The organism is Ruegeria sp. ANG-S4, from assembly GCF_000814005.1.
In the GTDB taxonomy this organism is placed as follows: domain Bacteria; phylum Pseudomonadota; class Alphaproteobacteria; order Rhodobacterales; family Rhodobacteraceae; genus Ruegeria.
The window spans coordinates 103,101-118,913 of record NZ_JWLK01000007.1 but is presented as its reverse complement, the minus strand read 5'-3'; the positions used below and the strand labels follow the sequence as shown (position 1 = coordinate 118,913).

The 15,813-nt window shown below is 57.7% G+C and carries 15 protein-coding genes and 1 tRNA gene; 12 read left to right on the top strand and 4 right to left on the bottom strand.

Annotated features, from left to right (window positions below; all coding sequences use genetic code 11):
- The first annotated feature begins 3 nt into the window (after positions 1–3).
- Complete coding sequence (gene urtE, locus RA28_RS20545; protein WP_039532853.1) at positions 4–699, top strand: urea ABC transporter ATP-binding subunit UrtE; 696 nt, start codon at positions 4–6, stop codon at positions 697–699.
- Between the two features lie 36 nt (positions 700–735).
- On the opposite strand, the gene RA28_RS22310 is transcribed toward urtE, so the two are convergent.
- Positions 736–1,260: a ZrgA family zinc uptake protein gene (locus RA28_RS22310; protein WP_193747441.1), complete on the bottom strand. Its 525-nt coding sequence runs from the start codon at positions 1,258–1,260 to the stop codon at positions 736–738.
- A 233-nt stretch (positions 1,261–1,493) separates the two neighbouring features.
- Between RA28_RS22310 and RA28_RS20530 the strand changes: the two genes are divergently transcribed.
- The 10 genes from RA28_RS20530 to speB all read left to right on the top strand — a co-directional run bounded on the left by RA28_RS20530 (position 1,494) and on the right by speB (position 12,545).
- On the top strand, positions 1,494–2,762 hold the full coding sequence (locus RA28_RS20530; protein ID WP_039532852.1) for an imelysin family protein: 1,269 nt from the start codon (positions 1,494–1,496) through the stop codon (positions 2,760–2,762).
- 134 nt (positions 2,763–2,896) lie between these two features.
- A complete protein-coding gene (locus RA28_RS22565) occupies positions 2,897–3,190 on the top strand; it encodes a (2Fe-2S)-binding protein (RefSeq protein ID WP_082029874.1) in 294 nt (97 codons plus the stop codon).
- Entirely contained in the window at positions 3,138–3,623 is a 486-nt protein-coding gene (bfr, locus tag RA28_RS20525; protein ID WP_039532850.1) for a bacterioferritin, read from the top strand. Before RA28_RS22565 ends, bfr begins: the two co-directional genes overlap by 53 nt.
- Positions 3,583–5,130, top strand: a complete 1,548-nt coding sequence (locus tag RA28_RS20520) for a di-heme oxidoredictase family protein (protein WP_193747440.1) — start codon at positions 3,583–3,585, stop codon at positions 5,128–5,130. The genes bfr and RA28_RS20520 overlap by 41 nt, the downstream gene beginning before the upstream one ends.
- Before the next feature lie 3 nt (positions 5,131–5,133).
- Positions 5,134–6,144: an imelysin family protein gene (locus RA28_RS20515; protein WP_039532847.1), complete on the top strand. Its 1,011-nt coding sequence runs from the start codon at positions 5,134–5,136 to the stop codon at positions 6,142–6,144.
- Between the two features lie 4 nt (positions 6,145–6,148).
- Positions 6,149–7,237, top strand: coding sequence for a DUF1513 domain-containing protein (locus tag RA28_RS20510; RefSeq protein WP_039532845.1), 1,089 nt, complete (start codon positions 6,149–6,151; stop codon positions 7,235–7,237).
- 100 nt (positions 7,238–7,337) lie between these two features.
- Positions 7,338–9,227, top strand: a complete 1,890-nt coding sequence (gene speA, locus RA28_RS20505; RefSeq protein WP_039532844.1) for a biosynthetic arginine decarboxylase — start codon at positions 7,338–7,340, stop codon at positions 9,225–9,227.
- 22 nt (positions 9,228–9,249) lie between these two features.
- Positions 9,250–10,461: a saccharopine dehydrogenase family protein gene (locus RA28_RS20500; RefSeq protein WP_039532842.1), complete on the top strand. Its 1,212-nt coding sequence runs from the start codon at positions 9,250–9,252 to the stop codon at positions 10,459–10,461.
- Positions 10,462–10,536: 75 nt separating this feature from the next.
- Complete coding sequence (nspC, locus tag RA28_RS20495; protein ID WP_039532841.1) at positions 10,537–11,706, top strand: carboxynorspermidine decarboxylase; 1,170 nt, start codon at positions 10,537–10,539, stop codon at positions 11,704–11,706.
- Positions 11,703–12,545, top strand: a complete 843-nt coding sequence (gene speB / locus RA28_RS20490; RefSeq protein WP_039532839.1) for an agmatinase — start codon at positions 11,703–11,705, stop codon at positions 12,543–12,545. Before nspC ends, speB begins: the two co-directional genes overlap by 4 nt.
- Positions 12,546–12,580: 35 nt before the next feature.
- Here the strand turns inward: speB and lptF are convergent, their stop codons facing one another.
- A complete protein-coding gene (lptF, locus tag RA28_RS20485) occupies positions 12,581–13,708 on the bottom strand; it encodes an LPS export ABC transporter permease LptF (protein WP_039532837.1) in 1,128 nt (375 codons plus the stop codon).
- Positions 13,709–13,842: 134 nt separating this feature from the next.
- Positions 13,843–13,918, bottom strand: a tRNA-Trp gene (locus tag RA28_RS20480).
- 145 nt (positions 13,919–14,063) lie between these two features.
- Here RA28_RS20480 and RA28_RS20475 point away from each other — a divergent pair.
- Entirely contained in the window at positions 14,064–14,768 is a 705-nt protein-coding gene (locus RA28_RS20475) for a lysophospholipid acyltransferase family protein (RefSeq protein WP_039532980.1), read from the top strand.
- 71 nt (positions 14,769–14,839) lie between these two features.
- Here the strand turns inward: RA28_RS20475 and RA28_RS20470 are convergent, their stop codons facing one another.
- Positions 14,840–15,709 carry a transferrin-binding protein-like solute binding protein gene (locus tag RA28_RS20470; protein ID WP_039532836.1) on the bottom strand — a complete coding sequence of 290 codons (870 nt, stop codon included), beginning with the start codon at positions 15,707–15,709 and terminating at the stop codon, positions 14,840–14,842.
- Between the last annotated feature and the right edge of the window lie 104 nt (positions 15,710–15,813).

Sequence of the window (15,813 nt, the reverse complement as noted above, 5' to 3'; positions counted from 1 at the left end):
GCGATGTTGAAACTGAACGATCTGACGCTTCACTACGGCCATTCGCAAATCCTGTACGGCATCTCAATGGAGGCAGCACAAGGTCAGATCACCTGTGTGATGGGGACAAACGGTGTTGGCAAAACAAGCCTGATCAAGGCCATTTCCGGGACACACCCCCGGTCAGGTGGCACGCTCAGCTTGAACGGCGAAAATCTGGGTATTCTTCCTGCTCACAAGATGGCGTGGAAGGGGGTCGCATATGTGCCTCAGGGGCGCGAGATTTTCCCGTTGCTGACGGTCCGCGAAAACCTTGAGTCGGGGTTTGCCTGTTTGCCCGCCGACAAACACTTCGTCCCCGACGAGATTTTCGAACTGTTTCCGGTTCTCAAAAAGATGCAGAATCGCCGCGGCGGCGATCTGTCAGGCGGACAACAACAGCAATTGGCCATCGCGCGGGCTCTGATCGCAAAACCGCGCCTTCTGTTACTGGATGAGCCCACGGAAGGCATTCAGCCCAATATCATACAGCAGATCGGCGAAGTTATCCGACATCTTCGAACGAAAGGCGAAATGGCAATTGTGCTGGTCGAACAGTATTTTGAATTCGCCTACGAACTGGCCGATCAGTTTGTCGTGCTGCGGAGGGGCGAAATCCTGATGCAGGGGACCAAAGCGCAACTGACAAAAGATCAGGTCCTTCAAGGCGTCACTGTTTGAGCAGCGGCTTGATTGGCCGCAGGGTGAAAGCGCAAGTTATTGCGCATCAAGCAGGTTCAGGACCGGCATTTCCCGGGACACTTCGAATGTGCGTTCGTCTGTGCTGGTCGCCATTTTGACGGTTAGCCGTTGCGCCATCTCAAAGCGTTCAAAGTACGGGAATTCCATCACCGTTGCCGCGTTGATGTCGTCACACTGCACCACGTAATCCGCTTGAAACTCTGTATGCGACTCTTCCGCAGTATCGGTCTGCGGGCGAAGCCCCTCGCCCACCAAGGCAACGTTTGCAGAGACGGCAGCGCACCCTGCCTCGGTTGGCAATGCAAACAGCTCAAGCGGCTTTGACAGGTCCGAAACGGCTGCCGCGACCCGTTCCCGATCCGCATCAGTTTCTGCAGCCTCCTCAAAGCCGACGACATCTGCGCCTGGAACCTGCAACATCAACGTGAACGCGCCCTCGGAGATGATGATGGAAAGATGACCGGTTCCGTGAATGTGCGAACCTGACGGCAGCGCCTCCTGCGCCAACAAGGCCGCAGGCAGGAAAGTTAGGGCAATCACAGCACTCTTCATACACGCACCAGAACTCAAACACATCCTGCTTAAGTCTAGTGCATTTATGAATCCACGCAATGCAGTTCACTGTGGGGCCAACCCCCTAAATATGGGGGTATTGCGATTTCCCGACAATAAAACTCAGGTTGACTTAGTTTACAAATTCACTCAGATATCTTTTGTCCGTGGCCGCGACTGCGCGGTCCCGATTCCGGTTCCAACAGGAAAGTTCAAAACTCATGACAAGATTCTTTGCAGCGACCAGCGCACTTACCTTGTGCATCGCAAGCGCCGCAGTCGCCGACGCCCCAGCCAAGGCAGATGTTCTCGCAAACTATGCCAATATTGCCGAAGCCAAATACGATGACAGCCTGATCGCAGCGAAAAAGCTGCAGGCCGCTGTCAATGCGCTCATCGAAAATCCTTCGGATGCAACTCTGAATTCCGCCCGCGCCGCCTGGCTTGCGGCGCGCGTGCCTTATCAGCAGACCGAAGTGTATCGCTTTGGCAATGCCATCGTCGACGACTGGGAAGGCAAAGTGAACGCATGGCCACTGGATGAAGGTTTGATTGACTACGTTGACGCGTCATACGGCGGACCCAGCGACGAAAACGAATTCGCCGTATTGAACGTAATCGCGAACCCAAGTTTCGAGCTGTCCGGCGAAGCCGTGGACGCGAGCGAAATCACCCCCGAACTGCTCGCGGAAACCCTGCACGAGGCAGACGGGATCGAGGCAAATGTCGCCACCGGTTACCATGCCATCGAATTTCTGCTTTGGGGTCAGGACCTCAACGGCCACGGCACTGGGGCAGGCAATCGCCCGTGGAGTGACTATGCACAGGGCGACGACTGCACCGGAGGCAACTGTGACCGCCGCGCCCAATACCTGAGCGCTGCGACCGACCTGCTGGTCAGCGATCTGGAATGGATGGCGGCCCAATGGCAGGACGGCGGTGCTGCGCGGGCGGCACTGGCCGAGAACGAGGCAGCCGGTATTAGCGCCATCCTGACTGGCATGGGGTCTTTGTCCTACGGTGAAACCGCGGGTGAGCGCATGCGTTTGGGCGTTATGCTGAATGACCCCGAAGAAGAACATTCCTGCTTCGCTGACAACACGCACAACGACCACTATTACAACGGCGTTGGCATCCAGAATGTCTATCTGGGCACCTACACCCGGATTGACGGAACCCCGATCAGCGGTGCTTCGTTGTCCGATCTGGTGATTGCAAGCGATCCCGCTCTGGACACCGAAATGAAGATGAAACTGGCGAACACGATGCTGGCGCTGGGCCTGATGAAATCCACAGCCGAGGCGGGTTTCGCGTACGACCAGATGCTTGAACGCGGTAACGCCGGTGGCGAGGCCCTGATTATGGGCGGCGTGAACGGGCTGGTTGATCAGACAAAAACGATCGAACGCATCGTCACGGCCTTGGAACTTGATCAGATCGAGTTCGAGGGTTCGGACAGCCTCGATAACCCCGACGCAGTTTTCCAATAAAAGAGCAGCAAGGGCGAAGGCGTTCCGGAAGGGCGCTTTCGCCGGTCCTTCACGAAAGATTTGCCTCTTCCATCTGGACCTGAAAGTAATAACCTACTATTTGCGTAGGAAATAGCCGAGCAGCCTGAGTCGCCATGATCGTTTGCCACTGTACCAACATCTCTGACCACGACATCCGCGCCGCAATTGACTGGATGCGGACGTCCGACCCACAGACGATAATCACACCGGGAAAGATCTATCACGCCCTAGGCAAGGCCGCTGACTGCGGCGGGTGCATGCCGCTTTTTCTAGACACAATGCGCTCAGACGATAATCTGGAAGTCCCCATGCAGCTTCGGACATTGCGGTCCGAGGCAACACAGGAGAAGTCAAATGAAGGGCGATCCCAAGGTCATAGAATACCTCAACAAATCTCTGCGGCATGAACTGACGGCGGTCAGCCAGTATTGGCTACATTACCGCCTGCAGGAAGATTGGGGTCTTGGCCACATGGCTAAGAAAAGCCGCGAGGAATCCATCGAAGAGATGGAACATGCGGACAAACTGATCGAGCGGATCATATTCCTTGAGGGGCACCCCAACCTGCAAAAGCTGGACCCTCTGCGGATCGGCCAAACCCCCAAGGAAACACTGGAATGCGATCTGGCGGCCGAAATAGACGCGCGGGCTTTGTACAAGGAAGCTAGAGAATACTGCCGGGAAGCAGGAGACTATGTATCGATGTCTTTGTTCGAACAACTGATGTCGGACGAAGAAAGCCATATCGACTTCCTCGAAACGCAGCTTGATCTGTATGAAAGGATTGGCGAAGCCAACTATGTTCAGCTTAACGCCTCGAAAATGGACGAAGAAGAATAGCGTTCGTTTACTTGCGGTGGCTGCGTTTGCGGCCACCCCGTCCCTTGCTCAAGAGCTTGGTGACCCCCACCTGAATACCCTTCCCCGCACCGAAGAAGAACGCACCCGGATCGAGGCTGTTATCGCCGCGCCGCAAGATTTCTCTGCGGCTCAACGGTTTGAACATCTCAGCGCAGGCGCCGCGACCGTGAGGGTGCGAAACGATGCCGATGCGTTCTCGCAACCTTCGGCCAATATCACTTTCGTGCAGGAGCTGGACTTCAAGGTCGGCAATGGGCTGTTCAAGAAAATCTGGGTTTCATCGCCATCTTCCACTCTGGCGTCAGACGGGCTTGGCCCTTTGTACAACGCCCGATCCTGTCAGCGGTGCCACATCAAGGACGGGCGCGGGCATACACCCAACGGCCCGGATGACACCGCTGTTTCAATGTTCCTGCGCGTCTCAGTCCCCGGTCTGCCCGAGGATGCACCAGCAGGCATAGCCGACTATATCGCAACCCGCCCGGACCCGAACTACGGTGGACAGCTGCAGGATTTTGCACTTGCAGGCCATCCGGCTGAGTATCGTTTGGACATTACCTATCAGGAAGTTCCGGTCGCATTGTCCGAAGGCGAGACCGTGTCCCTGCGACGCCCAACTTATGAGGCGGCGGACTTGGGTTACGGCCCGCTGCACCCGCAGGCCATGCTGAGCCCGCGTGTTGCGCCACCGATGATTGGTCTCGGGCTACTGGAGTCCATTCCGGTCGAGGACCTTCTGGCCAACGCGGACCCCGACGATTTGGACGGCGACGGAATATCGGGCCGCGCCAACATCGTGTGGTCCGAGGAGTTCGACCAACCCATGATGGGGCGTTTTGGCCACAAGGCCGGGATGCCAACGGTTATGGAGCAATCAGCAGCAGCATTCTCGGGCGATATCGGAATATCGACGCCTCTGTTTCCAGCCCCCCAGGGTGACTGCACGCCAGCCCAGACAAACTGCATCGCAGCACCGCATGGTGACACCGATATTCGCGGGGCAGAGATTGACGCTGTCGGTATGGACCTTGTCGCCTTTTACAGCCGCAACTTGGGCGTTCCCGCGCGTCGTGACGTGGACGATCCGCAAGTCCTGCGCGGGAAAGAAGTGTTTCATAACGTCGGATGCGCGTCGTGTCATACACCGGCTCATGTGACCCACCGAATGCCGGACAGACCCGAGCACAGTTTTCAGTTGATTTGGCCGTACACAGACCTGTTGCTGCATGACATGGGTGAAGGCCTTGCCGACAATCGCCCCGAAGCGCGTGCGACGGGGCGGGAATGGCGCACGCCGCCGCTTTGGGGAATTGGTCTGACAGAACGCGTTTCAGGTCACACGCAATTTTTGCATGATGGACGCGCCCGATCCTTGATCGAAGCCATTCTTTGGCATGGGGGCGAAGCACAAGCTGCCCGCGACGCCGTCGTGTCCATGTCCAAAGCCCACCGCGATGCCCTGATCCGATTTCTGGAGAGCCTCTGATCCATGCGTAAACTAGTCCTGCTTGCTGCGCTCGCGCTTCCACTGACAGCCTTTGCACAAGATCGCGAACCAATCCTTTTGGACATAGCACAGTCGCATATCCTACCGTCTTATGCGCGGCTGGCCGATACGGCACAGGTGCTCAGCGAAACGGCAAAGGCCGATTGTGCACCGAATTCCGATGCCCTACGCGCGGCGTATGCGGATGCGTTCGACAGCTGGATATCCGTCAGCCACATGCGGTTCGGCCCTTCAGAAGTCGATGACCGCGCCTTTTCGCTGGCATTCTGGCCCGACACCAAAGGGTTCACACCCAGAGCCCTGTCCCGCCTGATTGACGATAATGACAACGCCGTTCAGACAGCCGCGGAGTTTGCTGAAACGTCGGTAGCCGGTCGTGGTTTCTTTGCGCTGGAACAAATGCTCTACGATCCAGCTTTTGCCGATCAGGGCAGCGCTGAGTACCGATGCGATCTGATCCGCGCGATCGCCGCGGATATCGCCGCCAATGCCACCGCAATCGACACTGATTGGCAGACCTACGCGCAATCTCTGACCCGGACCGGAGAAAACAGCCGCTATCGCAACGACGATGAAGCCATGCAGGAGATGTTCAAGGCCCTGTCCACTGGTCTGGAATTCACTGCGGACACGCGGCTCGGACGTCCGTTAGGCAGCTTTGAACGACCACGCCCCAAAAGGGCCGAGGCCCGCCGATCCGCCCGATCCCTGCGCCATGTCGAACTGTCGCTGATTGCCCTGCAAGACTTGGCTTTGCGGCTGTCTGCCGATCACCCTGACGTTACCGAGGACTTTCAGGCGGCATTTGACCGCGCCATCCAACGTGCACAATCGCTGGGCGACCCGAATTTTGCGGGCGTATCCACTCCCGAAGGGCGATTCCGGGTTGAGGCATTACAGCAAACCGTCTCGGACATCCGCCGAATTGCCAATACCCAGTTGGGTCCCGCGCTGGGTATCGGCGCGGGTTTCAACTCATTGGACGGGGATTGAAGCGATGACCAGCCGCCGCCGTTTCCTGCAGGGGCTTGCCGCAGCCAGTCTAGGCCCAATGCCAGGTTGGTCTGCTGTAGGGGCACCCGATTTTCTAGCCGCGGCCTTGTTTCCAGACGGGTCCTATCGGCTTGCGGGATTGACCGCGTCGGGCGCGGTTGTCTTCACGCTGCCCTTGCCGGGAAGAGGCCACGCCGCTGCAGCCCACCCGCAATATGCCCAGGCGGTCGCTTTTGCGCGACGCCCCGGAACGTTCGCGCTGGTCATTGACTGTACATCAGGTTCAGAAGTCGCGCGCCTTTCGGCCCCGCCGGGGCATCACTTTTACGGTCATGGGACGTTCTCGACCGATGGCCGATTGTTGTTCACAACAGAAAACCGGTTTGAACAGGGCGATGGAATGATCGGGGTCTGGGATGTCGGCAATGGATACGCCCGACTGGGCTCCTTCAGCTCGGGCGGAATAGGCCCGCACGACATCGTTCTGATGCCAGATGGCGCTTCGATCGCCATCGCCAATGGTGGCATCGAGACCCATCCGGATACCGGCCGGACAAAACTGAACCTGCCGACGATGCGCCCAAATCTGACCTATTGCGATCTGAATGGATCGGTCATTGAACAGGTCGAGCTTCCGCATCGGCTGCGAAAGAACTCGATCCGACATCTGGCGGTGCGCGATGACGGCCTCGTTGCATTTGCGATGCAGTGGCAAGGCGACTTGTCCGAACACCCTCCGCTGCTGGGCCTGCATCAGCGTGGCGGAACACCCGTTCTGCTGGCAGCCGGAGACAGTGACCAGAGCACCTTGCAGGGCTATGCCGGCAGCGTAGCCTTTTCATCGAACAACCAAACCGTCGCGATCACTTGCCCGCGCGGAAATTCATTGCACGGGTTTGACGTGGAAAGCGGTTCATTCAAAGCTGCCTATGCTTTGGAGGACGTCTGCGGATTGGGCGCAGGGCCAGACGGTTTGGTCTATACGACCGGGACTGGCCAGGTCGGACGACTGTCCGAAACGCGGACCGAACGGATGGCTTTGTCCGAATGCCAATGGGACAATCATCTGGTACCGGTGCAGACCGGAATTTAGTTCCTGAATTTGGCGGCCCATAGATTACACTTGGACGAATCAAGCTGCTGCCGTATTGGCGGGCGCAAATCCGGCACCCCACAGCGAAGGACGAACCTGATTGAAACACACGCCCGACGCACCGCATTCCATCTACGGGGTTGAAAAATGGGGCAAGGGCCTCATTGAGGTGACGGATCAGGGCGAGATCGGTTTGCGCAACCCGCTGGAACCCGACGCCGCGGCGATCAGCCTTCCCAGCATCCTGCGCGACCTGGACGAACGCGGCATCAAGGCACCGATGCTTTTGCGGATCAGTTCCTACCTTGAAAACGAGATCGCCCACATCAACGAAAGCTTTGCCGACGCGATTGCCCGAACCAACTATCAGGGCAGCTATCGTGGCGTCTTTCCCATCAAGGTGAATCAGCAGGCGCAGGTGGTCGACCGGATTGTCGAGTTCGGAAAGAAATACAGTTACGGGCTCGAAGCCGGGTCAAAACCTGAACTGGTTGTTGCCTTGGCACATCGACTTGCGCCCGAGGCGCTGATCGTCTGCAACGGGGTAAAGGATACCGAATTCATCCAGTTGGCGATCCTAAGCCGCAAGATCGGATTCAATACCGTGATCGTGCTGGAAAGCCCGAAAGAGGCGGACACCGTGATCGAGGTCTATGACGAGTTGGGCATCGAACCGCTAATTGGTGTGCGGGTCAAACTGACCAACCAGATCAGCGGCAAGTGGGAAGAAAGCTCGGGCGACCGGTCTGCCTTTGGCATGAACACCGATCAGCTGGTCACCACGGTGGACAAGCTGAAAGCTGCGGGTTTGCTGCATTGCCTCAAGCTGCAGCATTCGCATCTAGGCAGCCAAGTGCAGGACGTCAACGACGTGCGCCGCGCCGTGGGTGAGGCATGCCGGTACTACACCGAACTGACGCGCGAAGGCGTGCCGCTCACCCATCTGGACCTCGGCGGTGGCATGGGTGTGGATTATACGGGCGAGAAGAAGGCTGCCGAGAACTCGATCAACTATACGGTCGAGGAATACTGCGCCAATGTGGTCGAAACGGTTGCTTATGCGATGGATGAGGCCGAGGTCGCCCATCCCACTCTGGTCACCGAAAGCGGTCGCGCTGTTGTCGCAACCTCGTCCTTGCTGGTGTTCAATGTTCTGGAAAGCACGCTCTATGACGCGCCGAACGGACCCGAAGTTGAACCAGACGATCACCACATGGTCTCGGACCTTGCGGCGGTGCATGGCTATCTCAGCAAGGTTCGCCTGCAGGAATGCTGGAACGACGCCACGTTCTATCGCAACGAGCTACGCGCCCTCTTTCGCCGCGGCTATGTCGATCTGCGCCAGATGGCGCGGGCCGAACGTATCTACCTATCGCTCATGGCCCGCCTGAAGGCGCTGGCCGCCAGTGATGATCTGGAAACGGATGTGGACGATCAGCTTGAGAAAGTGGCCGATATCTATCACTGCAACTTCTCGCTGTTCCAATCCCTGCCGGATGTCTGGGCGATCGACCAGTTGCACCCGATCGTTCCGCTGCAGGGGTTGAACCAGACCCCGGACCGCCGCGCGGTCCTGTCCGACATCACCTGCGACAGCGACGGCAAGATCGACCGTTTCATTCTGGCCGATGGCGTCTCGCCCAGCCTGCCGGTACATTCCCTGCCCGAAGACGATGAATACTACATGGGCGTCTTCTTTGTCGGCGCCTATCAGGAAACCCTTGGTGATCTGCACAACCTTTTTGGTGACACCAACGTCGTCACCATCGACCTGCGCGCCGATGGCGGTTTTGACCTGCTACATGAACAAGAGGGCGACACGATCAGCCAGGTGTTGTCTTACGTAGAATTCGACCCGCAAGACTGCGTCGCCGCCTTCCGCAAAATGGTGGACGAGGCCATCTCGACCGGTACTCTGCAAGCCAAGGACCGCAAAACCCTGATGAGCGCCTATCGCGACTCGATCAACGGCTACACCTATTACGAATAACCCCCTGAGAGGAGACGACCCCATGGGCAAAACACTGGTTGTCGGCGCAGGCGGCGTATCCCACGCCGCTGTGCACAAGATGGCGATGAATTCGGACATCTTCACCGAAATCACTCTGGCTAGTCGTACCAAATCGAAATGCGACGCCATCGCCAAAGCAGTGAAGGAACGTGTGGGCGTCGATATCGCCACGGCGGAACTGGATGCTTACAAGGTCGAAGACACGGTGAAGCTGATCCGCGAAACCGGCGCCGAAATCCTCGTGAACCTCGCCCTGCCCTATCAGGATCTGGTGCTGATGGACGCCTGCCTTGAAGCAGGATGCCATTATCTGGACACCGCCAATTATGAGCCCGAAGATGAGGCCAAATTCGAATACCACTGGCAATGGGCGTATCAAGACCGGTTCAAAGAGGCTGGCCTGACCGCCATCCTCGGCTCGGGCTTCGATCCGGGCGTGACCAGCGTATTTGCCAAATGGCTCAAGAAACACAAGCTGGACACGATCCGCCAGATCGACGTGCTGGACGCCAATGGCGGCAGCAACGATCAGGAGTTCGCCACCAACTTCAACCCGGAAATCAACCTGCGCGAAGTGCTGGCCGAAGTGCGCCACTGGGAAAACGGCGCGTGGCAGCACAGCCCCGCAATGACCCACAAGGTCGAGTTCGACTTCCCTGCCATCGGCCCAAAGAACATGTACCTGATGTATCACGAGGAACTGGAGTCGCTCAGCACCCACTTCCCCGAGATCGAGCGCGCCCGCTTCTGGATGACCTTCGGCGACGCCTATATCACCCACGCCAAGGTACTGGAAAACGTTGGCATGACCCGAATCGATCCGGTGATGCATGACGGCAAGGAAATCATCCCGATCCAGTTCCTGAAAACCCTTCTGCCCGATCCCGGTGATCTGGGCGCAGAAACCAAAGGCAAGGCGTGCATCGGCGATATCGCCACGGGTCAGGCCAAGGACAGCTCGGGTGAGAAAACCTTCTACATCTACAACATCTGCGACCACGAAGAATGCTATGCCGAAGTCGGCAGTCAGGCCGTCAGTTACACCACCGGCGTCCCCGCCATGATCGGCGCGGCCCAAGTGCTGAAGGGCAATTGGCGCGACCCGGGGGTGTGGAACATGGAACAGCTCGACCCGGATGACTTCATGGACATGCTGAACACCCACGGCCTGCCGTGGCAGGTCCACGAACTCGACGGCCCAGTCAAGTTCTGACTTCATCTTTTTCCAAATACTCCGGGGGTCCGGGGGCAGCGCCCCCGGCCTCTCCACCCAACGGAGACACCAGACATGTCCGACATGATGACCACACAGGCCGGAGACGCTGGAGCTTTGCGCAGTTTCGACCTCAGCCGTGTGCCCAGCCCCTGCTTCGTGGTTGACGAAAAGGCTGTCGAGCGCAACCTGACGATCTTATCGGATATCGGCAACCGATCCGGTGCGCACATCCTCAGCGCGCTCAAGGCGTTTTCGATGTTTTCCCTGGCGCCATTGGTGCGCCAGCATCTCGGCGGTACCTGCGCCAGCGGCGTCTACGAGGCCCGACTTGGCCGCGAAGAATACGGCGGTGAGGTCGCGACCTTCTGCGCTGGCTACAAGGATGCAGATATCGACGAAATCCTGTCGCTATCTGACCACATCATCTTCAACTCTCGGGCACAAAAAGATCGGTTTCAGACCAAGGCCCAGACCGCCAAGGTTCAGGTCGGCCTGCGCATCAACCCGGAACACTCGGAGGGTGAAATCCCCAAATACGATCCCTGCGCGCCGTGTTCGCGTTTGGGCACACCGATCAGCCAGTTGACCGAAACGGCGTTGGCCGGCGTGGACGGCCTGCATATGCACACGCTCTGCGAACAGGGGTTCGAACCGTTGCTGCGCACGTGGCAGGCGGTTAAGCCAAAGCTTGCGCCTTTCATGGGCCAGCTCAAATGGCTCAACTTCGGCGGTGGCCATCACATTACGCGTGGCGATTATGACCGCGCCGGACTGGTGGCCTTTATCAAAGACATCCGTGCGACGTACGGAATCGATGTCTATCTCGAACCCGGTGAGGCCGTGGCACTGGACGCTGGTATTCTGGTGGGCGAAATCCTCGACCTGCCCACCAATGGCATGAATCTGGCTATCACCGATATCTCCGCCACATGCCACATGCCCGATGTGATCGAAGCCCCCTATCGCCCCGCCCTGATGGACGAGGCCAAGGCAGGGCACACTTATCGTCTGGGCGGGCCGTCCTGCCTGGCAGGTGATGTGATCGGCGATTACACATGGGAAGAACCGCTGGAAATCGGCCAACGTTTCGCCTTTCTCGATCAGGCGCATTACTCGATGGTCAAAACCAACACCTTCAACGGGGTGCCTCTCCCCGCGATCGCCCTGTGGAACAGCGAAACGGACGCGCTGAAGATCATCAAGCAGTTCGGTTATGACGATTTTAAGGACCGCCTTTCATGAGTGTTTTTCTCGATAGCGAACTTACCGCGTCCGAACGGACCGAGGACGCCCGGTTCCGCGTGATCCCGGTTCCGCTGGAGCGCACTGTGTCCTACGGATCAGGCACCGCCAAAGGCCCCGATGCGATCATCGAAGCCAGCAATGAACTTGAACGTATCACCGGCCACGCAGAGCCATGCGTCGAAGGGATCTTTACCGAGTCTCCGTTGGATTGCGACGGCCCGCAGCCCGAGGTGATGGAGCGCCTTGCCCAACGCACCGAGGCTGCGGTTCAAACGGGCAAAGTACCTGTCACGCTGGGCGGTGAGCATTCGCTCAGCTTCGGCGCGGTGATGGGCGTGGCACGTGCGCTCAAGCAACCTATCGGCGTCGTCCAGATCGACGCACATGCCGACCTGCGCGACGCGTACCAGGGCAAGAAACACAGTCATGCCTCGGTCATGCATCTGCTCGCAGAAGAAGGCATCAGGCTCGCTCAATTCGGCGTCCGTGCCTTTTCGACCGAAGAAGCGCAGAGCCGTCTTAGAAATCACGTCTTCCATGTGGATGCCGAGGAGTTGGTCACGGGCAACATCCATTCCGTCGATTTGCCGGGCGATTTCCCCGAACTGGTCTATGTCAGCTTTGACGTCGACGGGCTCGACCCGTCGCTCATGCCCGCAACCGGCACACCGGTGCCGGGGGGCCTGGGCTACTATCAGGCCCTGCATCTGGTCGAACATGCCTTGAAAGGCCGCAAATGCGTCGGCTTTGACGTGGTCGAACTTGCCCCAGACGGCAATGCGGCGTGGGATTTCACGGCCGCCCAGATCGTCTATCGCCTGATGGCGGCGTGTTAGAGATTGGCAAACGCGCTCAGCTCGGCTTGATACCCTTACCTCACCGGATCTGGAGTAGGTCGCTTCCTTAACAGGGGCCGCCCTGCCATCAAAAGGAACACCACGGACAGGGCAACGCCAAGGCCGGATGGCAGGTATAGAACCGGCCAAAGCTTAGGATCTGCGATCACGACAGGCGAAACCATTCCGCGAAACCCTTCCAGAAGGACGAGAATGGTAAAGGCCACAAAGATCTGTGGCCAAAGCCCGAACCGCGAAAAGCTGCCAAGCATCAGGGCCGAATATCCAACCAGCGCAACGGCGATGTTGATGGCGATCCATGAGAACCGTTGATGCAACTCTTCGACCAATTGACCTTCGGTGTGCCAATCCAGTTCGGCCACTGAATCGCGATCCTTGAACAGCTCGGATGTTGGAATCGCTTCCAGACTGCGCCTGTTTTGTTCTGAACTTTCCGCCATCGTCGAGATGTCATAGGTCGCATCCTGAAACAGCGTCGATGACAAGCGGTTGCCATTGCGATCAAGTCGCAGCGCGATCCCGTCAACCATCACCAGATTGACCCCGCCGCCGGAATTCACAAGATACGCCGTGGCGCTTGAATAGCTGACGGGGTTTTCCCGGTCTCGCCCATCGGACACAAATACCTCGTGCAAAGTGCCATCCAGATCCACGCGTCCGATGTAAACCGTCACACCGGGCGTCGGGTGCATAAACTCGCCTTCGTTGAGCAATTGCGCCGTCACATCACCTGCGACCTCGGCCTGACGCCGTTCCAATTGATCCAACGAGGCAGGCCGCAGAAAGACGCTGATCACCGCCATCATCAGGCCGGTGCACAAACCAAAGGCAAACACGGCGCGCGCCAGCCGCCAGGGGCTGGATCCGGTTGCCAGCATCACGGTCAGCTCGCTTTCCCGGCTTAACCGATTGGTGGCATAAACAGCGGCAGCAAAAACCGCCATCGGCATCACCGTTCGGATAAGCGTCGGCAAAGTCAGCGCCGTAAACTCAAGAAACACCAAAGCGGACTGTCCGCCGCTAATGACACGGTCGAACAGACTGACCGAACGCGTGATCCAGAAAACGCCCACCAGTACCAGGGTAAAGAACCCAAACAGCACCAATAACTGTCGCAGGAAATACCCATCGAATCGCGACATGTTACCTCTTGAATGAAAGACTGCGGACGTGCCGGGACTTTATGCCATTGGTCGGGCGGTGGAAACCACCATCAGCACATCAACGTCCGGACAACTGACCTCAGACCGGGGTGTATTGATTAAATCTTAAGGGATGGCAGGGGCAGCAGGGTTCGAACCCGCGACCTACGGTTTTGGAGACCGTCGCTCTACCAACTGAGCTATACCCCTACGGTGCGCCCCCAGATATTCCAGCCGCGCAGCGGACTCAAGAGGGTTTTTTCCTAAATCACACATGCGCGGATCAATGACAAAATCATTGCGCCTGACGTCAGGTTCAGTAAGACATGCCTCGCCCGGGACAAAGGACCACGCCGTGAGCTTCCGCAAGAAAATCGCCGACAGCGAAACCATTCTGAACTGGGTCGCACGCAGAATTGCGACATATATCCGGATGGTTCATCGCAATACGCGCTGGGAACGGATCGGGTATGAAGAACTGGACCAACTGGTCGAACAGGACGAACCTGTGATCGTCGTTCTTTGGCACCAACGTCTGGCGCAGTCCCCGTATTTCTTCCCGCTGGACAAGGGGCGTATCTGTTCGATCACGTCGTCCGCCCGCGCCGGCAGCATGGTTGGCCGTGTGCAAAGCCTGTTCGGAATGGATACGATTGCCATGGCCAGCAAAAAGCGTCATGTGGCGCTGTCCCGCGAAGTTCTGGGAAAAATGAAACAGGGAATATCCATTGGCATTGCTGCCGACGGCCCGCGCGGGCCCGAGCGCGTATCGTCGAACGTGCCTCTGATCTGGGCGCGCACATCCGGCAAGCGCGTTTTCGGGATCACCTTTTCCGCCCGTCATGGTCGCGAAGCTGGCACCTGGGATCGCCTTTTGATGCCCCGTCCATGGCGGAATGAGGGCGTTTTTCTGTGCCGTGAGTGGACCGAAAAGGTCCCACGCAAGGCGAGTGAAGATCAAATCGAAACCCTGCGGTTAAGCCTTGAACAACACATGAACCAGATCACCGCCGAGGCTGATGAGATGGTTGGCCGGGCACCGTGGACGCCCAATAATTAGTATTCAGAAGACGGCCGAAAACCCCGCCGTATAAACGGCGGAGTTTAGTCTATGTGACACCTTTTGAGTGATCAGTCGGCGCCAAAGGCTCCGACATGGGACACGCCGCCAGAACCAGTCGCCTGGAATGTGCCGCCGACCTCTTCGGCGTTGCGGCCGTAAAAGATACCATCCGCCGTACCGCTTGTGCCCGTGCCTGCAATATTGGCGCGAAAGGTATTGCCGGAAACGTTACCCGACCCGGAAAAATCCAACTCGGGCGCATTTACAACTGTTCCATCAGACAACCGACTTGCGATTGTATCAGAACTTCTGATCGTCGCGTTTCGGAAGTTGGTTGTTACCTCAATTTCCGAAGCTGTGACATAACCGTTGCCATCGGCAAGAAGCGCAATACCCGTGCTGACGCCTTCGTAAGTCGCATTCCGGCCCGTCGGGACATCACTGGAATCAGTGCGGTACCCATAAGAACCAGCACCCACAACGGCGACCGGTCTGTTACGATCCTCAAGCCAGACGCCAAAGGTCTGATGCTCGAACCTCGTTTGGGATGGATCAATGAGCACCGCGCCATCATTCAGATCCGCCGAGTCGAATGCCAAAAGAACACCGCTGGAACTGCGCACAAGCGAATCGCCAGAACGGGAATCCAATGAAACACCTGACGCGGGCGCCCTGAAGCTGGCCGCAACAATATCACCGTCTTCAGTCGTCATTCTCAGTGTCGATGTTTGCCTTGTGGCAATGTTCGACACGGTTGTACCGGCCACCTCGGCGGTAATTGCCTGCCCATCCAGTTCGAGCGTTCCGTTCTGCGGCAGCGTAATCTCGCTGGTCGCGTTGCTTCCCCCGTCTGATGACCCACTGCTACTTGAACTACATGCGCTTAATGAAAATCCGGCAACCAATGCAATTGCACAAAAACCAAAATTAGTCGTCATATCCCCTCCAATTTGGTTTGAAATTCCGCACTAGGTTAATATTCCATTAAGCGGGTACAAGTTAATTTTTAAATACAATCTTCGCGTGTCGGTTTGGCCACAGC